This is a genomic window from Paenibacillus sp. JCM 10914 (assembly GCF_001315105.1).
Classification (GTDB): domain Bacteria; phylum Bacillota; class Bacilli; order Paenibacillales; family Paenibacillaceae; genus Paenibacillus_AQ.
Genome location: NZ_BAZR01000001.1, coordinates 1 through 20,701 on the forward strand (window position 1 = coordinate 1; position 20,701 = coordinate 20,701).

The 20,701-nt window shown below is 48.7% G+C and carries 15 protein-coding genes, 10 tRNA genes, 1 rRNA gene and 3 pseudogenes; 26 read left to right on the plus strand and 3 right to left on the minus strand.

Translation table 11 applies throughout. The features are described from left to right. Positions 1-87 precede the first annotated feature (87 nt). From rrf to yajC, 19 genes and pseudogenes are all read left to right on the plus strand, one after another. A 5S ribosomal RNA gene (rrf, locus tag JCM10914_RS00005) occupies positions 88-204 on the plus strand. A 9-nt stretch (positions 205-213) separates the two neighbouring features. Next, positions 214-289, plus strand: a tRNA-Asn gene (locus tag JCM10914_RS00010). 5 nt (positions 290-294) lie between these two features. Beyond that, positions 295-369 (plus strand) — tRNA-Glu (locus JCM10914_RS00015). 83 nt (positions 370-452) lie between these two features. Further along, a tRNA-Val gene (locus JCM10914_RS00020) sits at positions 453-527 on the plus strand. 28 nt (positions 528-555) lie between these two features. Further along, positions 556-632: transfer RNA gene (locus tag JCM10914_RS00025), tRNA-Met, on the plus strand. Positions 633-664: 32 nt separating this feature from the next. After that, a tRNA-Asp gene (locus JCM10914_RS00030) sits at positions 665-741 on the plus strand. Positions 742-870: 129 nt separating this feature from the next. Then, positions 871-946 (plus strand) — tRNA-Lys (locus JCM10914_RS00035). Positions 947-987: 41 nt separating this feature from the next. Further along, a tRNA-Gly gene (locus tag JCM10914_RS00040) sits at positions 988-1,062 on the plus strand. A gap of 4 nt (positions 1,063-1,066) precedes the next feature. Beyond that, positions 1,067-1,143: transfer RNA gene (locus JCM10914_RS00045), tRNA-Arg, on the plus strand. A 38-nt stretch (positions 1,144-1,181) separates the two neighbouring features. Then, positions 1,182-1,261 (plus strand) — tRNA-Leu (locus tag JCM10914_RS00050). Between the two features lie 8 nt (positions 1,262-1,269). Then, positions 1,270-1,343: transfer RNA gene (locus JCM10914_RS00055), tRNA-Pro, on the plus strand. 150 nt (positions 1,344-1,493) lie between these two features. Beyond that, positions 1,494-2,207 carry a BofC C-terminal domain-containing protein gene (locus JCM10914_RS00060; RefSeq protein ID WP_023955921.1) on the plus strand — a complete coding sequence of 238 codons (714 nt, stop codon included), beginning with the start codon at positions 1,494-1,496 and terminating at the stop codon, positions 2,205-2,207. 144 nt (positions 2,208-2,351) lie between these two features. Further along, positions 2,352-2,855, plus strand: coding sequence for a crossover junction endodeoxyribonuclease RuvC (gene ruvC / locus JCM10914_RS00065; protein WP_023955923.1), 504 nt, complete (start codon positions 2,352-2,354; stop codon positions 2,853-2,855). Next, complete coding sequence (ruvA, locus tag JCM10914_RS00070; protein ID WP_023955925.1) at positions 2,852-3,469, plus strand: Holliday junction branch migration protein RuvA; 618 nt, start codon at positions 2,852-2,854, stop codon at positions 3,467-3,469. Before ruvC ends, ruvA begins: the two co-directional genes overlap by 4 nt. A 31-nt stretch (positions 3,470-3,500) precedes the next feature. After that, positions 3,501-4,508 (plus strand): Holliday junction branch migration DNA helicase RuvB, encoded by a 1,008-nt coding sequence (gene ruvB, locus JCM10914_RS00075; protein WP_023955927.1) that lies wholly within the window; start codon positions 3,501-3,503, stop codon positions 4,506-4,508. A gap of 41 nt (positions 4,509-4,549) precedes the next feature. Then, positions 4,550-6,618, plus strand: a pseudogene (locus tag JCM10914_RS00080) (SpoIID/LytB domain-containing protein). 5 nt (positions 6,619-6,623) lie between these two features. Then, positions 6,624-7,654, plus strand: a pseudogene (gene queA / locus JCM10914_RS00085) (tRNA preQ1(34) S-adenosylmethionine ribosyltransferase-isomerase QueA). 21 nt (positions 7,655-7,675) lie between these two features. Continuing rightward, positions 7,676-8,815: a tRNA guanosine(34) transglycosylase Tgt gene (tgt, locus tag JCM10914_RS00090; protein ID WP_023955937.1), complete on the plus strand. Its 1,140-nt coding sequence runs from the start codon at positions 7,676-7,678 to the stop codon at positions 8,813-8,815. 47 nt (positions 8,816-8,862) lie between these two features. Continuing rightward, positions 8,863-9,171, plus strand: coding sequence for a preprotein translocase subunit YajC (yajC, locus tag JCM10914_RS00095; protein WP_023955939.1), 309 nt, complete (start codon positions 8,863-8,865; stop codon positions 9,169-9,171). A gap of 89 nt (positions 9,172-9,260) precedes the next feature. Here yajC and JCM10914_RS00100 read toward each other — a convergent pair whose 3' ends face one another. After that, positions 9,261-9,650 (minus strand): TIGR04086 family membrane protein, encoded by a 390-nt coding sequence (locus JCM10914_RS00100; RefSeq protein ID WP_023955942.1) that lies wholly within the window; start codon positions 9,648-9,650, stop codon positions 9,261-9,263. A 195-nt stretch (positions 9,651-9,845) separates the two neighbouring features. Here JCM10914_RS00100 and JCM10914_RS00105 point away from each other — a divergent pair, with 195 nt between their 5' ends. Next, positions 9,846-10,616 (plus strand): DUF421 domain-containing protein, encoded by a 771-nt coding sequence (locus tag JCM10914_RS00105; protein WP_023955944.1) that lies wholly within the window; start codon positions 9,846-9,848, stop codon positions 10,614-10,616. On the opposite strand, the gene spoVB is transcribed toward JCM10914_RS00105, so the two are convergent. Further along, positions 10,613-12,223, minus strand: coding sequence for a stage V sporulation protein B (spoVB, locus tag JCM10914_RS00110; protein WP_023955946.1), 1,611 nt, complete (start codon positions 12,221-12,223; stop codon positions 10,613-10,615). The genes JCM10914_RS00105 and spoVB overlap by 4 nt on opposite strands. A 182-nt stretch (positions 12,224-12,405) precedes the next feature. On the opposite strand from spoVB, the gene JCM10914_RS00115 reads away from it, so the two are divergent. The 6 genes and pseudogenes from JCM10914_RS00115 to JCM10914_RS00140 all read left to right on the plus strand — a co-directional run bounded on the left by JCM10914_RS00115 (position 12,406) and on the right by JCM10914_RS00140 (position 19,084). Further along, entirely contained in the window at positions 12,406-12,663 is a 258-nt protein-coding gene (locus tag JCM10914_RS00115) for a post-transcriptional regulator (protein ID WP_023955948.1), read from the plus strand. A gap of 130 nt (positions 12,664-12,793) precedes the next feature. Then, positions 12,794-14,044 (plus strand): protein translocase subunit SecD, encoded by a 1,251-nt coding sequence (secD, locus tag JCM10914_RS00120; protein WP_023955950.1) that lies wholly within the window; start codon positions 12,794-12,796, stop codon positions 14,042-14,044. Further along, positions 14,034-14,963, plus strand: coding sequence for a protein translocase subunit SecF (gene secF, locus JCM10914_RS00125; RefSeq protein WP_023955952.1), 930 nt, complete (start codon positions 14,034-14,036; stop codon positions 14,961-14,963). The genes secD and secF overlap by 11 nt, the downstream gene beginning before the upstream one ends. 137 nt (positions 14,964-15,100) lie before the next feature. Further along, the gene (locus JCM10914_RS00130; protein ID WP_023955954.1) at positions 15,101-16,081 is read left to right on the plus strand and encodes a cation diffusion facilitator family transporter; all 981 of its coding nucleotides are present in this window, start codon (positions 15,101-15,103) and stop codon (positions 16,079-16,081) included. 57 nt (positions 16,082-16,138) lie between these two features. Continuing rightward, a pseudogene (gene recJ, locus JCM10914_RS00135) lies at positions 16,139-18,540 on the plus strand (single-stranded-DNA-specific exonuclease RecJ). A gap of 28 nt (positions 18,541-18,568) precedes the next feature. Further along, positions 18,569-19,084: an adenine phosphoribosyltransferase gene (locus tag JCM10914_RS00140; RefSeq protein WP_023955960.1), complete on the plus strand. Its 516-nt coding sequence runs from the start codon at positions 18,569-18,571 to the stop codon at positions 19,082-19,084. A 91-nt stretch (positions 19,085-19,175) separates the two neighbouring features. On the opposite strand, the gene uraA is transcribed toward JCM10914_RS00140, so the two are convergent. Next, positions 19,176-20,480, minus strand: coding sequence for a uracil permease (gene uraA, locus JCM10914_RS00145; protein ID WP_023955963.1), 1,305 nt, complete (start codon positions 20,478-20,480; stop codon positions 19,176-19,178). Positions 20,481-20,701 lie beyond the last annotated feature (221 nt).

Here is a 20,701-nt window from a genome sequence, read left to right on the forward strand (position 1 = left end):
GGTGATCAAGACTGAATTGCTGGTGTACAAGTTATACAGGCAATGAGGGTGATTACGGCATTTGGCGATGCCGAATCCTGATATACGTTTGGTGGCGATAGCGGAAGGGTTCCACGCGTACCCATACCGAACACGACCGTTAAGCCTTCCAGCGCCGATGGTACTTGGACCGAAGGGTCCCGGGAGAGTAGGACGCCGCCAAGCGATACATATTCCCTGATAGCTCAGTTGGTAGAGCACTCGACTGTTAATCGAGTTGTCACAGGTTCGAGTCCTGTTCGGGGAGCCATTTATGGCCCGTTGGTCAAGGGGTTAAGACACCTCCCTTTCACGGAGGTAACAGGGGTTCGAATCCCCTACGGGTCACCATAAATTTCATTGCTTCTGGGGATGAGAACCACCACGGTTCGTCGGAGCATACTTTATCGTTAAACTAGAGTACGCATATATATGGAGCTTAGCTCAGCTGGGAGAGCATCTGCCTTACAAGCAGAGGGTCGGGGGTTCGAACCCCTCAGCCTCCACCATAAAATACTTGAAGAACCCTTTTAATGACGCGGGGTGGAGCAGTTCGGTAGCTCGTCGGGCTCATAACCCGAAGGTCGCAGGTTCAAATCCTGCCCCCGCAACCAATTTTATATCGCTTATTGCGATATTGCCTCATGGAACTGTGGTGTAGAGGCCTAACATGCCTGCCTGTCACGCAGGAGATCGCGGGTTCGAATCCCGTCAGTTCCGCCATTCTTTACAAGCTCCAGGGATGAGAATCCATTAATGGGTTCGTCGGAGCATTCACATCGTTAGTCTAGACTTCGCAGTCTCGAACGAAGAGAGAGTATCCCGCCATTCTTATTAGTTTCACTCTGATAAGAGCCATTAGCTCAGTTGGTAGAGCACCTGACTTTTAATCAGGGTGTCGAAGGTTCGAGTCCTTCATGGCTCACCACCTTTTATTGAATGGCAACCAAGCAACTACATATTTTCATTGCGGACGTGGCTCAGCGGTAGAGCATCGCCTTGCCAAGGCGAGGGTCGCGGGTTCGATTCCCGTCGTCCGCTCCATTATGCGCCCTTAGCTCAGCTGGATAGAGCGTTTGACTACGAATCAAAAGGTCGGGAGTTCGAATCTCTCAGGGCGTGCCATTTTCTTAAAAAAATAAATAGCCTTTACTTTATATTAAGCCGGTGTGGCGGAATTGGCAGACGCGCGCGACTCAAAATCGTGAGGGAAACCGTGGGGGTTCGAGTCCCTTCACCGGCATATATTAACGGGATGTAGCTCAGCTTGGTAGAGCACCTGGTTTGGGACCAGGGGGTCGCATGTTCAAATCGTGTCATCCCGATTGTATAAGAAGACTGTTATCCGATCATGGATAACAGTCTTCTTTATGTTTACCTATTTGTCCTCATAGAGGTAATGCATGATCCCTTCTGAATAATTTGGCAAATCCCTGGTCACAATAGGAAAAACATTGGAATAGAAGGGGATTGCCTTGAGTGGTTTTCATTACATGAAAAAGTTGTTCAAGAAACGCTGGAGACGCTGGAGAAGGGCGATTTGGACATGCGTCATTCTACTGCTTGCCGGAGTAGCCATATGGTCTGGTCAGAGTATGAAAGAACAGATGAAGCATCTGCTTACCGGTCCTACAGATAAGAGACCTTTGGCGGTAGAAACGATGAATTATCTTCAGATTGAAGAGGATAAAGAAGAAGATCGTATCCAACAACAACGCGCCTTTATGCAGCAGTTGAATAAGTCCAAGACAAAGAAGAACGTTCATCTGCGCACGAGCTATGTCTGTGGGGTTGAAGAACAGGATATGGGCCGCCTGAGCGCGGACGGGGTTTATGAATTGATGAATCGTAATCCGTTGTGGCAGGGGCGATTTGATGATCATGGTGATGTCTGGTTGGAGCAAACCGTATCCGATCTGTCACCTGCATGCAAGCGACAAGCTTATATGAGCGTCGATATGCAGGGGAATTTGACGTTGTTTGACGGACCACCGGAAGAAGAGAAGGTGCTGCGTACTTTTTTTCAATTGGATGTCGGTTCGATGGAATCGTCACTGCCACAGGATGTTGTCAAGCAGCTTGAGGAAGGCATTCGTATACAAGACATTGAAGAGTATAACAGCGTATTATCCACTTTCAGTGATTATGCGCGGGATATGTCTGAGAATGTAATGAAACGAAATCCTTAAATATGGAATGAACTCATTCCGATAAAATGGCGAGTACAGAAGCAAAGTTCTGTACCGCTATTTTTTTTCCTCAACGAACGGCTGATCTTTTGTTATAATGGGATAACGATACATATGTTCGCTTCATCAGAGGAGAGATAATTTTTGCGTATTTTAGGGATTGATCCGGGTATTGCGATCGTCGGCTTTGGTTTCGTTGATAAAGTCGGCAGTAAAGTAACCCCGGTACAATATGGATCCATTCAGACAGAAGCCCATACTCCGGATGAAGAGAGGCTTCAACACGTCTATAATGGTATGATTCAGCTTATTGATCAATATAAACCGGAGGCTGTCGCCTTCGAGAAATTGTTTTTCAATCGTAACGTAACGACGGCAATGTCTGTATCTCAAGCCAGAGGGGTGCTCATTCTCGCGGCTGCGCAGCGGGGGCTTCCCATTGCTGAGTATACACCCATGCAGGTGAAGCAAGCCATCGTGGGCTACGGGAAGGCCGAGAAGAAGCAGGTTCAGGAGATGGTCCGAATGTTTCTCAAGCTGCAGAGCGTTCCTAAGCCGGACGATGTGGCGGATGCCTTAGCCGTAGCGATATGCCATGCGCACTCCTATACACTTAATTCCAAGTTAAACGAGGTATTGCGAAAATGATTGATTTTTTACGTGGACAGGTCGTTCACTTAGAGAGTGAGTATATCGTGCTTGATGTTCAAGGAGTAGGGTATCGCGTGTTTTGCCCGAACCCGTATGCTTTTGCCAAGACCGAAGGGGTTGTGACGGTATACACGCACCACCACGTACGTGAAGATGCTATTCTGCTGTTTGGGTTCCCGAGCCGGGATGAGCAAAAGTTATTCCGTAAATTGATTGAGGTGTCAGGAATTGGACCGCGGGTGGCGCTCGGTATTCTTGGGGGCGGTTCTCCCGAACATGTCGTATCGGCTATCTACCAAGAGAATATTTCTTTTCTTGTGAAGCTGCCGGGAATTGGGAAGAAGACGGCTCAGCGTATGATCCTCGATTTGAAGGACAAGCTCGAAGGCTTCGGGAATGCAGCTATTCATACCGGGTTGTTCGCACTTCATGAGATGGAGGAGCAGCACGATGACTCGGCATGGTCCGAAGCACGAGAGGGCTTGAAGGCACTGGGATATACAGATAGTGAGCTGGATAAGGTATGGATCAAGATGAAGGATTCTTCAGCAAGTGGAGACACAGTCGACGTACTGATGAAACGGGCACTGCAGCATTTATTTGCCGGTTAAATCGCCTGCAGAAGAGGAGTGAATTAAACGGATGGATGATCGAATCATTACAGCGAATCTGATGATGGAGGATCAGGCGGTTGAATTTAGCCTGCGTCCTCGTTTTCTGGCAGAGTATATCGGACAGAATCAAGTCAAAGAGAATTTAAAAATTTATATAGAAGCGGCCAAAATGCGCAAGGAAGCGCTGGACCACGTGCTGTTGTACGGTCCCCCGGGACTCGGTAAAACCACGTTGGCGAATATCATCGCCAACGAGCTCGGGGTCAACTTGCGAACGACATCAGGCCCTGCGATTGAACGGCCGGGGGACCTGGCTGCCTTGCTGACGAATCTTCAGGAAGGCGACGTTCTGTTTATTGATGAAATTCATCGCCTTCATCGGACGGTAGAAGAGGTCATGTACCCCGCCATGGAGGATTTCGCGCTGGATATCATGATCGGAAAAGGGCCGAGCGCACGATCGGTCCGGCTCGACCTGCCTCCGTTTACCTTAATCGGGGCGACAACCAGAGCAGGATTACTATCAGCTCCATTAAGGGATCGATTCGGTGTTGTCAGTCGATTGGAGTTCTACACGGTGGACGAATTAAGTTATATTGTCTCGCGTAACGCTGATATTCTTGAAATTGAAATATTAGGCGAGGCTTCTGACGAAATCGCCTTGCGTTCACGCGGAACGCCGCGCATTGCTAACCGCTTACTAAAGCGGGTGCGTGACTTTGCTCAGGTAAGAGGCGATGGGATGATTACACCTGCGATAGCGAAAGATGCCCTGAAATTGCTTCAGATCGATCCCGTTGGTCTGGATTTGATTGACCACAAGATGTTAAGCGCGATGATTCGCAGCTTCCGCGGAGGTCCGGTTGGACTCGATACAATCGCGGCTACGATCGGCGAGGAAAGCCAGACGATTGAAGATGTGTATGAGCCATACTTGCTGCAAATCGGTTTCTTGCAACGCACGCCACGTGGGCGTGTCGTAACACCGGCGGCCTATCACCATCTGGGGATACCGCTTCCCGAAGCTCGGGGTTAACCCCATATCATATCCTACAAGCTACAGGAGGAATACGTATAATGGATAGGAATTGGACGAAATCAATGATCCGAAGCACGATGAAAGGACTGCTTGCATTAGCAGTCGCCGGAAGCATTTGGAGTACCCCCATGTCGTCTATAGCGGCAGCAGGCACTGATTCTATTCGCGTGGCCATGTTCCTGGATCTGGGAAGCCAGTACAGGTCAACAACGAACGCGATTACCTTACATTCCGGTAATGCAATGACAGCTTCATTTGGAACCGGACAAGAAGCCTTGAGAATCGCATCCAATCAGCCGACAAGATTCAGTGTGGATTCTTACCGGGTCAAGGTGCTTGAGACAACAGATTGGAGTGTTGTATCCGAGGCTGCTAAAAAATTGCAGGCCACGAGTGACAAGCCCATGGTTTTTGCTGATGGCAAAGTGTATAAGCTCTACACGGGCATGTATGCTTCTGATAAAGCTGCTTCCGATGCTGCCGCCAGAACAACAACAGCCGTGGCCGCTCAACTGAACGGACAGACCCCAACGGTTCGCGGTGGATGGCATCTGTCTGCCGGAGCCTACGGCTCGGAAGCGCAAGCAGAATCGGCGCGGGCAGCATATGTTGGGGCTGGATTAGATGCGTTCAATGTCCTGGTACCAACAGGGACTGGTGTAACTTATGAGGTATGGGTAGGCGAAGCTGCCAGCCGCTCCGAACTGGCACAGATCCAGAGGACTGCCGGCGGTGGACTAGTCGAAGTTGATCCACGCACACCAGGCCTCATTATTCGTACTGATGTCAGCTCCAATCTCGTGAACCCGAAGCAACAGTCGCATTATATGCTTTCCGGCGAATCGTCTACATTGCAGCTTAGCGGGAACGGCTCAGGCATTCAGGTCAAGGAACGATCGGAACGTACATATCGCGGGTCATTCGAGGTCGGTCAGAAGAATGGCCAGTTATATTTGGTGAATGAGCTGCCGATGGAGCAGTATCTATATTCGGTTGTGGGAGCCGAGGTGCCGTCCTCATGGGGAGCGGAGGCTTTGAAAGCACAAGCGGTAGCTGCACGGAGTTACGCGCTCTTCCAGGGGAATAAATTCGAAGTAGCCCACGTAGTGGACACTACATTAAGCCAGGCTTACTACGGTACATCGCACGAATACGATAGTATAATTGCCGCAGTCGATGCGACTCAAGGGGAGGTCGTGAAGAAAGATGGCCGATTGGTCGAGACGGTATTTTCATCGAATAGCGGGGGCATTACAGCCGATGCGGTCGAGATCTGGGGAAATCGGCATGATGTACTTACCTCCGTTCAGAGTTCAGGTGATGCCTCGGCACAGGCGTCACTGAACAAGTGGTATCATGTGCTGCTACCAAACGGGGTTCAAGCTATGTGAGAGCGGATAACGCCAAGGAGACAGGCAATCAAACTGCAGCTGGACTGGGGTATCTGACCGTAACCGCGAAGGATACGAATGTAAGGCCATTGCCGCTGATACAGTCTGCTGTCGAACCTGTTGCCAAGCTGAACCCAGGGGAGACGGCGGTCATCCTGGACAAGGTAGCAGAATCCAACAGTTATGAATGGGTTCGTGGTCCTTTTACGTCTGAACAGTTGCTGAGCTCTTTGAATGGAAAGACGACAAACTCTCTTCCGTCCGTGATCTCATCGCTGGAGGTTGCAGAGAGAGGTCCTTCTGGGCGTGCACTTACGGTTAAAGCGAACGGTCAAGTTCTGGATGTGAGATATCCCGATATGTACCGGTCCGCTTTTAACGGATTGCCAAGCACTTTGTTTGATATTGAACCGACCGGAAGTTATACTGTATTGAGCGCGAATGGTGCAACAACTAGCGTATCGGGTGGACAAACCGTAGCCGTGATATCTGCCAGTGGCAAAGGCAATGTCAAAGGGGCTGGCACCGTCGTACTGAATGGCGATGGGAAAGCGCGGGCGCTCGAGAATTCATCCGGCTTTAAATTTACCGGTAAAGGCTTCGGCCATGGTCTGGGCATGTCCCAATGGGGTGCCAAAGGAATGGCGGACGAAGGGTATGATTATAAGCAGATACTCGAACACTATTACCGCAACACGATTATTACGAAGGACTGACCGATATGAATGTGGATTTATATGATTTTGCGTTACCCGAACAATTAATTGCGCAGACCCCCTTATTGGAACGAAGCTCCTCAAGACTGCTGACACTGAACAAGGAGAACGGAGATATGCAACACCAGACGTTCGCTGATATCGTAGGCAGCCTCCGTTCCGGGGATACGCTCGTATTAAACGATACGAAGGTGATCCCGGCCCGATTGTTCGGCGAGAAGGAAGATACTGGTGCCAAAGCGGAGGTGCTTCTGCTTAAGAGTCTCGGAGATAATCGCTGGGAAGCGCTCGTTAAACCCGGTAAGAAGCTGCGAAAGGGCAGTGTTATTACGTTTGGTAACGGTAAATTAAGAGCCGTGATCGAAGAAGAAGGAGATATGGGTGCGCGCACCCTTTTCTTTTCATATGAGGGCATCTTCCAGGAAATTCTCGATGAACTGGGTCAAATGCCGCTACCGCCATACATCAAGGAAAAGCTGGATGATCGAGATCGTTACCAGACGGTCTATGCCCGTCATGAAGGGTCTGCAGCAGCACCGACAGCAGGACTTCACTTTACGGAGGAGTTGCTGGATCAGATCAAGGGCAAGGGTGTCGACATTGCGTTTATTACCCTGCATGTAGGATTGGGTACGTTCCGTCCGATGTCTGTCGAGCAGGTTGAGGATCACGTCATGCATGAGGAATATTATTCGTTGTCTCAAGAAACCGCGGATTTGCTGAATGAGACCAAACACAGAGGCGGCCGGGTGATCGCGGTCGGTACAACGTCCTGCAGAACGCTGGAGACAGTTGGCAATCAGATGAATGGCGAGCTTTGCGCGAGAGCAGCGGGTGGACCGGCATTTTCATATATCCTGGTTATGCATTTACAGTGGTGGATGCGTTGATTACGAATTTTCATCTGCCGAAGTCTACGCTGGTTATGCTGGTGAGTGCACTGGCCGGACGAGAGCATATTATGAAGGCGTACGAGGAAGCTGTAGAACAGGAGTACCGTTTCTTCAGTTTCGGCGACGCGATGTTTATCTATTAATTTCGGAGGTTGGTTATCACAATGGCAGCAGCTGTTACTTACGAACATATAAAAACTTGCAAGCAGTCGGGCGCTAGGCTCGGCAGAGTGCATACCCCGCATGGTGTGATCGAGACACCGACCTTTATGCCTGTGGGCACATTGGCTACGGTGAAGACAATGAGTCCGGAAGAACTCAAGGCGATGGACGCTCATATCATTCTCAGTAATACGTACCATCTCTTCTTGCGACCTGGGCATGATATCGTACGGGAAGCAGGTGGACTGCACAAGTTCATGAACTGGGATCGGCCGATCTTAACGGATAGTGGTGGGTTTCAGGTATTTAGTCTGGCAGAAATGAGAAAAATATCAGAGGAAGGCGTGCATTTCCGCTCTCATCTGAACGGCGACAAGTTGTTTATTTCGCCAGAGGTAGCGATGGAAATTCAGAACTCGCTGGGTTCGGACATTATGATGGCCTTCGATGAATGCCCACCATTTCCGGCGGAGTATGAATATGTAAAGCAATCTACTGAGCGAACGTCGCGCTGGGCTGAGCGTTGTCTGAAGAGCCACGCCAGACCAGAGGATCAAGCGCTGTTCGGAATCGTTCAGGGGGGGATGCACGAAGATTTACGCCGTCAGAGTGCCCGTGATTTGACTTCCATGGATTTCCCGGGTTATGCTATTGGTGGACTTAGTGTGGGAGAATCGAAGCAGCTCATGTATGAAGTGCTGGATTACACGGTACCCCTGCTGCCGAACAATAAGCCTCGCTACCTGATGGGAGTCGGATCACCCGATGCGTTGATTGAAGGCTCGATTCGTGGCGTGGATATGTTCGATTGCGTGCTTCCGACGCGGATAGCCCGTAACGGGACAACGATGACAAGTCAAGGCCGTCTTGTCGTTCGAAATGCTCAATATGCCAGGGATTACGGACCGCTGGATCCGGAATGCGACTGCTATACTTGCCGTAACTACTCACGTGCATATTTGCGCCATCTGATCAAGAGTGACGAGACGTTCGGTTTGAGATTGACGACGTATCATAACCTGCATTTCTTGCTCAATCTGATGCGTAATGTGCGTCAAAGTATTATGGAAGACCGTCTGCTTGATTTCCGCGACGAGTTTTTTGATAAGTACGGCCTTCACGATAACAAAAAAGGGTTTTAAAGTAAGATCATGGCCATCATGATAAGTCTTGGAAAGGGGGGAAAGAAATGTTTGAAACTTTTAATATCGCAGCTGATGCGGGTAGTCAAGGTGGCATTATCGGATTGATTTTGCCTTTTGTATTGATGTTTGTTATCTTCTATTTCCTGCTTATTCGTCCACAGCAGAAGAAACAGAAGACCAGAAACGCAATGCTAAGTGCTTTGTCCAAAGGCGATAAAGTGGTCACAATCGGAGGGCTTCATGGCACGATCACGGAGATTACCGATGATATTGTGGTGCTCAAAGTGAATGATGTAACGAAGCTGACGTTTGATCGCAGCTCGGTTAGTCATAGCGTAAATGCAGATGCTTAAAGTACGGTAGACGTACATAGCCTAACAGGCAGCAAAGGCTGGGTCCCCATCGGGATCCAGCCTTTGCTATTTGAAGGAGCAGCAGCGGTTTATTTCTTCAAATTAACCCCAAACATTCCACCGATTGCTCCTGCTGCAAAGACGACTGCCAGCAGCGTCAGATCCGACAGGGAGAGGGAGCTGTCCAACGCGAGAAAACCGATAACGAGTAGGGTAACGCCGTATAACAGACCGGTAAGACATCCGTAATACCAACCTTTACTACCCGCACGTTTGCCACTCACGATTCCGCCGAATAACGAAGCTATGGCATGTACGAGAAACGTGTAGAACGACAAGTCATCTTCGGCCAAACCGCTGCTCCATAGAAGAAGTGAAAGTGCGAATGCGCCGATAAACATCCAGAAGAAGGAATAGAAGAGTCCTGAAAGAATCGGGTTGGTTATTCTAAAGGTGAATACGCGTCTAATCGGTTCCATGAATCATCCCCCTAAACATAATCTTGATTATTTACATTGTATGGCCAAGCCTGTGCGAATAGTACAGACTGGACATATTCCTCCTTGACTAAGCTCCATTACCATTAATTTATTCTTGATGTTCGAATGGGAAGTAGTGCCGTAGGTCAGAATAGCTGTACATGAGAATGTTCGACAAGCTAGGAGGGATTGTTTGTGTCTCATCTGACTATTCTGATTCTGCGGACCATTCTGATGTATGTGGTCATCTTTATTACGATGAGAGTCATGGGTAAAAGGGAGATCGGAAAGTTGTCCATCTTTGATCTGGTCATTTCGATCATGATCGCAGAGATTGCCGTATTTGTCATTGAAGATATCCACAGACCCATCTGGGAGGGGCTTGCTCCCATTGCAGTATTGGTTGCCATCCAAGTGGGCCTTGCTTATATCAGCCTGAAAAACCGCAGTATACGATTGCTTGCTGAAGGCAAGCCAAGTGTGCTCGTATCCAGGGGCAAACTGCATCGTAGAGAGATGGCCAAGCAGCGATACAACCTCGATGATCTGATGCTGCAATTACGAGGTAAAGATATCGACAGCATCGAAGATGTTGATTTTGCGATTCTTGAAACATCGGGCCAGCTCACGGTCATTCGCAGGGATCGCGACGAGAATTGGAATCAAGCCGAAGAGGATCCACGCGATGCAGAACCCGCCAGAGCGGACCGACTGCAAGGTGAAAGTTCATCCTCGTCTGAGACTAAGGTCAACATACCGTACCACAAAATCAGCTACGAGGGACTTCCGATCCCGCTTATTCTGGATGGTAAGGTGCAGGACGATAATTTAGAGCTTATCGAGAAGACACGTTTCTGGTTAAAGCACGAAATTCAACAGCATGGAGTTAAAGATTTCAAAGATGTATTCTTGTGCTCAATCGATCATAGAGGAAGAATTTATGTTGATCGCAAAGACCGGAGTTAACGCCGGTTAAACCTGCTGAACCAGATGCCAATAACCGGAACGCGCTCAAAGTCCCGAGGAGCGACAAGTTTGGTCAAGAAAATGACAACGAAATAAATCAGCATTCCAACAGTTGCGGAGACCAAGAACTGGAGCCAAGGAATGCCGTTAAACGGAAGATGCTGATAACCGTACAGCGTGCAGGCACCCATGATGATCATCACCGCACCGATCTTGACGTAATCGAGTGCCGGGAAACGGAACCCGATAAGCCTGGATAAACTGAACCCATGCAACAACGTCACTGTCATGCTATTGACGATAATTGCGATAACGGCTCCTTTGATTCCAAACAGCGGATTGGAAGCCAAGTATAGGATGAGTCCCATTTTGATCACAGCACCAATCAGTGTGTTGGTAAGCGCGCGTCCAGGTCGGTCTAGCGCCTGTAAGGCGGCTTGTAACGGTGACTGAACATAAAGAAACAGAGCGAATGGAGCCATCATCTTGAGCAAGCTCCCAACTTCTTGATTGTCATACAGCAGCAGACAGAGTGGCTCGGCAAGTACGTACATGATGATCGCGAATGGAGCGCCAGATACGAGGGCGAGCCGCAAAGACTGATTCATTCGCTTATGGATCGTTGCACGGTCATTGCGTGCTGCTGCCTCGGAAAGGGACGGTACGAGTGAGATAGCCAGTGAAACCGTCAATGCGCCGGGCAGCAGTAACAGGGGGATAACCATGCCCTGAAGCGCTCCATATTGGGCCGTTGCCACGGAAGTAGCAATCCCGGCTAGGGCGAGGCTTCGATTCGTCAGAATGGTTTCAAGTAAATAGGAGAAAGAACCTACCATTTTACCACCCGTAACCGGTAAAGCGATTCGGATCAGGCGTTTTAGGATGCCTGGCTCCGGAAGCTTGTCTGACAACCCCTCCTGCTGCTGCTCCGGCGCTGGAGGGGTTTGCGGTTTAGGTAGGAGTCGCTTCGTTCCTCGTCCCTCCCCGTAATATTGCACGAGTATGGCGATCATACCGATTAATTCCCCTACGGCTGTACCTAGCATTGCTCCTGCTGCGCCATATGCAATGCCCTTGGGCATTAGCAGATAGGCGAACCACAACATACAAGCAATGCGGACAATGGTTTCGATAACGGACGAACTTGCTGAAGGAATCATGTTTTGCTTGCCTTGGAAATAGCCTCTGTACACGGACGAAACCGCGATAATGATCAACATGGGAGTCATACTGATAAAGGTTTGAAAAACACGCTCGTCCGGCAGCAGAACCGAAGTAACCCAAGGTGCAAGGGCCAGACTTAGGACGGTAAACAGAGCCCCGGCTGTAACGGCAAAGAGCAGGCTAACTTGAAGAATATGCCGTGACTTTTCCGGCTTCCCCGCACTTTCTGCTTCCGCGACCATTTTGGCAATGGCCAGGGGGATCCCACCCGTAATTATGGTGACAAGCACAATAAAAAAGGGGTAACCCAATTGGTAAATACCTACTCCCTCAGTCCCGATAATCCGGGGGAGGGCGATTCGGGGAATAAAGCCAAGCAGCCGGTTTAATATACCTGCGGCCAGCAAGATCAGCGTCCCTTGGATAAATGTTTGCTTATTCACTGTGAAACCCACTCCCTGATTTAAGACTGGAAATGACAACGTAACAGGTTCGTTATTCTTATGAATATGCCTAACCTGTCCCATCTGATGACTTTACTTTTTAGAAGGGACGTGGTACGAATAGAGGGAATGAGGTGTACCAGGTCGAATTTATGTAGAAACCAGCCGGGAGGAGGAATGGTATGGAGCCGGAATATTTGAATGAATCAGAATGGTTGAGTGCAATTGAAATGATCTGTGCCAGCAAGGTCGAGGAGTTTCACCTGATCGGATATGAGTATGTTACCGCCGATGATATTTGGAATTGTGTGAACAGCAAGTACGAGAAGGAAGGCACTCCATCCCTCCATAAGCTAGTCAACGACATTTTATCTTTGAAGGCTACGGCGTTGATGAATTATATGACAATATCAGCATATAAGGGATCTTCTTTCGATTGATGGAAGAGGTCCCTTTTGGCTTGCAGGTGAAAGAAGCGATTCATTTGTCCGACATGTTTGATAAATTGACTGGAATATATGACATCGCTATAATAGGAATATTGAGTAAAAAGGGGGAACTAGGGACGGCATGAAAAGAATGATCAGTTTCGTCGGGCTCGTGCTCGTGATTACAGTTTTAATGGCCGTTACAACTCCAGGCTTGCTGAAAGACGTCCGCTTGGGCTTGGACCTTAAGGGCGGTTTTGAGATTCTGTATGAAGCAGAGCCGTTAATGGAAGGTCAGCAAGTAACTAGAGAAGCATTACAAGAAACTGCGAAAAGTCTGCAGAAACGTGCAGACGCGATGGGGACCTCGGAACCTGAGGTTACACCAGAGGGAACCAACCGCATCCGGTTGAAAGTGGCCGGGGTTACGGATGAGGCTGAAGTCCGTAAGACGATGAAGGAACCTGCCAACCTTACGTTCCGAAGCAATTACGGTTGTGAGGAAGGAGAGGAGTTTTGTAAGATTGAACTCCGCGGAGATGAATTCGTTGAGAACGGTGCTTCTGTTTCTTATGATCAACTGAATCAGCCCATGATTGATATAAAGGTAAAGAGTAAAGCGAAGTTCGCTGAAATTACCGAGCGTCTGCTTGGGCAACAGCTGGCCATCTTTATGGATGATCAATTGCTGTCCGCTCCGACAGTACAAGCTGTACTGACCGATGGCAGTGCTCAAATTACGGGCAGCTATACTCTTGATGAGGCGAAGGAGATTCGCGATACGATTAACTTGGGGGCTTTGCCACTTAAGCTGGTCGAGAAGTATTCCCAGAGTGTGGGTGCCACACTCGGTATGCAATCCCTTAATAAAACACTACAAGCCGGTATGATTGCGTCTGTAGCCATATTGCTGTTTATGATCATCCGATACCGCGTACCAGGCTTACTCGCGAGCTTTGCACTTATACTGCATACATGGCTGCTGATCCTGATCTTTGTCTGGGCTGATTTCACATTGACCCTGCCAGGTATCGCAGCGTTCATCCTTGGTATTGGTATGGCAGTGGACGCCAACATTATAACCTATGAACGTATCCGAGAAGAGATCAAGACAGGCAAGAGCGTTCCTTCAGCCGTTAAATCAGGGGGGAAATCCTCTCTGCGCGCCATTACGGACTCGAACCTGACGACGATTCTGGTTGCAGCCGTCATGTTCGCATTTGGTACCGGGGCTGTTAAAGGATTTGCTATTGTGTTGATTTTGGAGATTCTCGTAAGTATTGCCACGAACGTTTACTTCTCCCGTTTCTTGCTCAATCAGATGGTGAGCATCGGTTGGGCTAGAAAACCGAGTCATTACGGCGTAAAGGAGCGTGACATTCGTGAGCTATGAGAGATTCAAAAATATTGATTTTGTTGGAAAGAGCCGAATCTTCTATATAATTTCTATTTCGATAACGATCTTGGGATTAATTTTTCTTCTGACTCGCGGGTTTAATTATGGCGTTGACTTCCGGTCGGGATCCAATGTCGACATCTCCTTGTCACAAGCGATAACGCAGGAACAGATTCAGCCTATCCTTGACGAGATTGGCATCGGTGATGAAGCGAGTATAACACCGGGTAATGATCGAATTAATATTCGTTTCAGCGAGGTGCTTACGGAAGATCAGGATCTTCAGCTTCGAGCCGGCGTCGAGGCACTGGATGAAACGGCTACGTTCGAAATTAATACCGTCGATCCGGAGATGGCAAAGGAACTAGGTCGTAATGCGATTTATGCCGTCCTGCTCTCCTGTATCGGAATTATTATCTATGTAAGTATTCGGTTCGAATGGCGCTTTGCGATTGCTGCGATCATCGCGCTCATGCATGATGCGTTCGTCGTCATTAGCGTGTTCTCCATTCTCGGACTCGAAGTCAATTTAACGTTTATTATTGCCGTTCTGACCGTTATTGGTTATTCGATCAACGATACAATTGTTATCTTCGACCGAATAAGAGAGAACCTGAGGTTCACCAAAGTTAAGCGTTTCTCTGATCTGAAGGAGCTTGTAAATAAGAGCTTGGCCCAAACGATTGGCCGTTCCATCTATACAGCGTTATCTGTGTTCTTTGCAGCATTCTTCATGCTCATTATGGGCGGAGAGTCGATTCAAATGTTCTCGCTGGCGATCTGTATCGGTTTGGCTTTCGGTGCGTACTCGTCGATCTTTATCGCGAGTCCGTTGTGGCTCACATTGAAACGTCGTAACGTTAATAGCGATAAACCAAAACCGCCGAAACCGAACAAAGATAAAATTGAAATTTGATCCGTTGGCTGTTGATGGTATAGTTTAGTTACAGAACGATCCTATACTAGAAAGCCGCGTCGATGGCGACGCGGCTTTCTAAAGTTAGCTGTACGATTCTTCGTAGATCGAGAGTGACCGATTGAGGGGGGCCTCAAGTGAACAATGAACGTTGGCATCAAACGGAGACTGTGCTCTGGACAGGCATTGTAACTGATTTTGCACTGGCGATATGCAAAGGATTCGCCGGCTACATATCTGGCAGTAAAGCTTTACTCGGAGATGCATTGCACTCAGCGGCAACGGCGATTACGCAATTATTGAACCAGCTGCCGGCGATACCGTTATTTAAGCAAGGCGCAGCTCGTGATAAGAGGACAGGCACGGGCCGGACCGAGCCAGTGATATCGATTTTGTTCGCTGTGCTGCTGATCATGGGCGGGCTTCAAATCATCGTATCCGCGATACAGCTCATGGCTAGTAGTGGAATTGAAACAGCTGATCTAAACGAAAAGGCTGATTTATCCCCGATGTTCACGGCGCTGATTGCATTGGCTGTTAACGAGGCGGTATTTCAATATCAATACTGGTATTTGAAGCGAAACAAGGATCATCGATATCTTTCCCTTGTGTCTGATCACCGGTTCACGTTATACTCATCGCTTACTGTGCTGTTAGGCGTCTCTTTGTCCATGGCCGGCTCGTATTTTGGATTATCAGCTCTATTGTATATGGATTCTATTGCAGCCATCTTGGTCGCTTGTCTCGTTATCCGAAAAGGCTACAAACTGATCGTTCAATCTGTCTATGGTACGTTGATCGAGGAAAAGCGGCATGAGCATGAACCTGAATTCATGGATACCATCCAGCGAGTACATGGCGTTATTACGGTTGAGGAGCTGAAAGTCCAGGAGTTTGGTCAAATGCACCAAGTTCATATCGGAGTAAAAGTAACGGTAAATCCGAGAACAACGGTTCTGGAGGCTCAGGAGATTGCAGAACGGATCCGTAAGCTGTTGACGCATCGCTTCCTTCTGGTTTCGGATGCGAGTATTACGGTTGTCCCGTACGAACCGGGTTATCCATATAAATCGAATGTGGAATTAATGGATAACGATTTGCCGACTCTGCGGCAGTAAAGAGTTTGATTCGACAACAGGTTAGAGAAGAGGCAAGATAAAGGAAGGTGAGTCCCTGTGCTGTACTCCAAATACGAATGGCGGATTAAGCCACCACAGTCAGCCACCATAGATATGCTGGCTAGTGAACTTCAGTTGTCGCCGCTAGCGGCAACGCTCATGTCTTCACGAGGAATTGATTCCGTGGAGGTTGGACATAAGTTTTTGCACGGTGCATTCGAACTGACGCATGATCCTTATCTCATGTTGGGCATGAGGGAAGCAGTGCCTCGTATACGTAAAGCGATAGAGGACCAGGAGCATATACTAATCTATGGAGATTATGATGCGGACGGCGTATCCAGCACATCACTTATGATCTGCCTGATGCGATATTTGGGTGCTTCTTATGATATCTATATTCCGCATCGTTCAAATGAGGGGTATGGGCTTCATAATCATGCGCTTGACTGGGCGCATCAGCAAGGAGTAAGTTTGGTTATTACCGTAGATACAGGCATTAGTGCGGTGGATCAAATTGATTACGCGAACCAACTGGGGATGGACGTGATCGTTACGGATCATCATGAGGCACCGGAAATATTACCGAACGCCTATGCTTTAATTAATCCGAAGATTCCCGCATGTCCATATCCGTTCAAGGGCCTGGCAGGGGTAGGTGTAGCTTACAAACTGGCACAAGCGCTCGTGGGTCAGCCTCCTATGGAATGGCTGGAAATCGTGGCTATCGGGACCATCGCAGACTTGATGCCGCTTATCGATGAGAATCGGGTACTGGTCAAACACGGAATTGAATCGATGCGTAATACCCGCAGTCCAGGAATTCGCAGCTTGCTCGAGGTATCAGGGGTTCATGTAGAGCAAGTTACTTCGGTGAATGTAGCCTTCTCCATGGCTCCTCGCATTAACGCCAGTGGGCGGATGGATCATGCTGGTCGTGCAGTAACCCTCCTTACGACGCAGGAACGTGAGGAAGCAGAGCGTCTTGCCTGGGAACTGGACGGACTAAATAAAGAGCGTCAGCAAGTGGTCGAGAACATCGTAAATGAAGCCATGGCTATGGTTCAAACCCGCTGGGGCAGCGAGGACATTCCTCCTGTCATTGTACTAGCAGGTACGGGCTGGAATGTGGGGGTCGTTGGGATTGTAGCTTCCAAAATTTTGGAGAGGTATTATCGACCTGTCGTCATTCTCGGTATTGATCCTGAAACAGGGACATGTAAAGGCTCCGCTCGCTCGATCCCCGATTTCGATATCTATGAGGCGTTACACTCCTGTCGTGACGTCATGGATCACTTTGGCGGGCATCCATCTGCGGCGGGAATGAGCCTTCATCAGGATCGCTTGAACGAATTTGAGGACCGACTGCATCAATATGGGCATAAAGTTCTTCAGGAGGAGCATTTAGTTGCGGTTTGCGAGGCAGATCTAGAAGCAAGCCTTTCGCAGCTCTCCTTGTCGGTAATCGAACAGTTCGAACGTTTAGGTCCATTTGGCATGGCCAATGCTGTTCCAAAACTGGTGGTTCGCAATGTGGCGATTAAGGAAGCGAAGAAGATTGGCAAGGAAGGCAAACATCTGAAGTTACGGCTACAACAGAAGCGTGAGGTTGTGGATGCCGTTGCCTTCGGTTGGGGACATTTGGCAGATGTGCTGCCGGTAGGTGCCATTGTTGACGTGCTTGGTGAGTTGTCGATCAATGAGTGGAATGGGAACCGGAAAGTCCAATTGATGATACAGGATATTCGTGCGACTCAGCAACAAGTGTTTGACTATCGGGGAGTCACGGCACCACTGAATGAAATTCAGCGGTGGAGAACGGAGTTGGAACCGCATCTTCGCTGTACGGCTTCCCGTACGGCTGTCGTGTACGCAAAAGATTCACAAGCGGAAATAAAAAGCCAATTGTATGATCTATGCCTTTGGGTATATGATAGAAATGCTGGCATTTTGCCGGATAATACATTGGCTGAGACGAATCAACAGGATTTATCCGTATTGTTTGTGATGGATGTTCCGGAGACGGCCGAGCAGTTGGATGCTCTAAAGGCCACTTTTCAGGATGTGCCGAACATGTTCATGCTGTATAAGTCACCTCGTCATCAACAGGAGCGGCTCCTTGTCCCTAGTAGGGAGCAATTCAAGAAGCTGTATGTCACACTGGCGAGTATTACTGCCGTACTGCTGCCCGAGCAGGAAGTTATTGACCGCTCCATAAGCAGACATCGTTATCATCACGTATGCTCTCGAAGATGTTGGACGTATTTGAGGAGTTGGCATTTATCGAGCGCGAGCAGGGTAGCGTTGCGTTTATAACGAAGCCGGAGAAGAAGCCGCTGGAAACGTCGCGCCATTTCAGAGAACTTAGCGATCTGGCTGACATGGAGCAGCATCTGTTGTTCGCGAACACCGAACAGTTAACACAGTGGATGATGAATAAAACACGAGGCGTATCATAGCCGTAACAATTCTCAGGAGGAGATTATTTTGGATTTTAAAGATTATATTCGAGTTATACCCGACTTTCCGCAGGCTGGAATCAGCTTCAAGGATATTACCACACTGCTTAAGAATGGCGAGGCTTATCGCCAAGCGATTGAGGAGCTAAAGGTGCTGGTTGCGGATCTCAAAATCGATGTGATTGCGGGTCCTGAAGCACGCGGTTTTGTGGTCGGTGCGCCGCTCGCTTATGCATTGGGCGTTGGTTTTGCCCCCATTCGCAAGAGTGGTAAACTCCCGTACGAGACCATAGAAGTGGGGTATGATCTCGAATACGGCAAAGATCTATTGGCGATGCATACCGATGCGATCGAGAAGGGGCAGAACGTTCTGATTGCCGATGACCTGCTCGCAACAGGCGGAACGATTGCTACTTCGATTAATCTCATCCGTCAATTGGGCGGCAATGTCGTAGGGGCAGCATTTATGATTGAGCTAGCCGATCTGAACGGTCGCGCGAAGCTGGATGGTATCGACGTGTTCACGTTAATGAAATACGAATAAGCTGTACAGATTTTCCCGGGAAATAACAAGCAGGCCGTCTCCGTTAGGGTAGAACACCCTTTAGGAGACGGCCTGCTTGTTTGCATATTAATTATACATCTGGTGTTTTCTCTGTTGCAGGAGCTTCGTCGTTCTTCTCGTTCGACAAACCCGTGATTTCAAATACTTTGAACAACAGGGCCATTAGCACGCCGACGATGGTAGCCAGGGCCATACCTTTGAGCTCAGTTTCACCAAGCTTGAGGGTGACGCCACTGATACCGGTTACGAGTACAATCGTAGCCAGGATCATGTTGCTGGCTTTGGAGAAATCGACCTTCTGTTCCACGAAGATTCGAAGACCGGATGCTGCGATGACACCGAACAACAGCAGGGATACGCCACCCATAACCGGAGTAGGGATGTTCGCTACAACCGCTGAGAATGTGCCCGAGAAGGACAGGATGATGGCGATGACCGCCGCCCCTCCAATGACAAATACCGAGTATACTTTGGTGAGTGCCATAACGCCGATGTTCTCTCCATACGTGGTATTAGGCGTTGAACCGACAAAGCCGGACAGAATGGTGGATATTCCGTTACCTAGCAAAGAACGATGCAGACCAGGATCCTTAGACAAGTCTTTGCCTACAATATTGCTGGTTACCAACAAGTGCCCGATATGTTCTACGATAACGACGATCGCAACTGGGATAATGGTTAGTACAGCGGCCATATCAAATACCGGGAGTGTTGCATGAGGAGCTGACAAGAAATTTGCATCAGCAATCTTATCTGTTTCCACCATGCCGAGCATGAAAGAAAGACCATAACCCGCAACAATACCAATCAGGATATGAATAATTTTGGAGAAACCACGGAACAAGATAGATCCGAATACGGTGACTCCAAGAGTCACGAGCGATACGGTAATTACTTTAGGGTCGATGGATTCACCTTCACCTGGCAAGAAACCGGCCATTCCGGCGGCGACAGGTACGAGCTCCAGACCGATCATGGCGATAATCGCACCCATTACAGCCGGAGGGAAGACAAAGTCGATCCATCTTGTGCCAGCATATTTCACGATCAAGGCAACCAGACAGAAAATAATACCGGTTACGATAAACGCACCTAGCGCTTTACCATAGTTGGCGTCGGGGTCGTCAGCCAGTACAATCAGAACCGGAGCTATAAACGCAAAGCTTGAGCCGAGGTAAGCCGGGATCTTTCCTTTACATAATAGGATGTAGAGCAAGGTACCGATACCGTTCATCAGTAGGATCATGCCGGGATCCACACCGAAGATGTTGGGTACAAGCACCGTACTTCCGAACATGGCGAATAAATGCTGGAGGCTCAGTAGGAACCCGGGGCCAAACGGAAGTTTCTCATCAACTTGAATTTCACGTTGCAAAGCATTTCACTCCTCATTAGGGCTTTAAATATAGGACCGTTCGCGTACGATCTTTAATAGATTAAATACTATTGTTCGTTTTTTCAACATTTATTTCTTCACTTCGACAAAAAAATCTTCAGAACGTGCGTTCAACTCGCTGTAGAAGCAAAATACTGCGATGACTGTTCAATTGCCCCGTATGTTGACGTAAACCGTCACAAGCGTCATAATGATAGGAA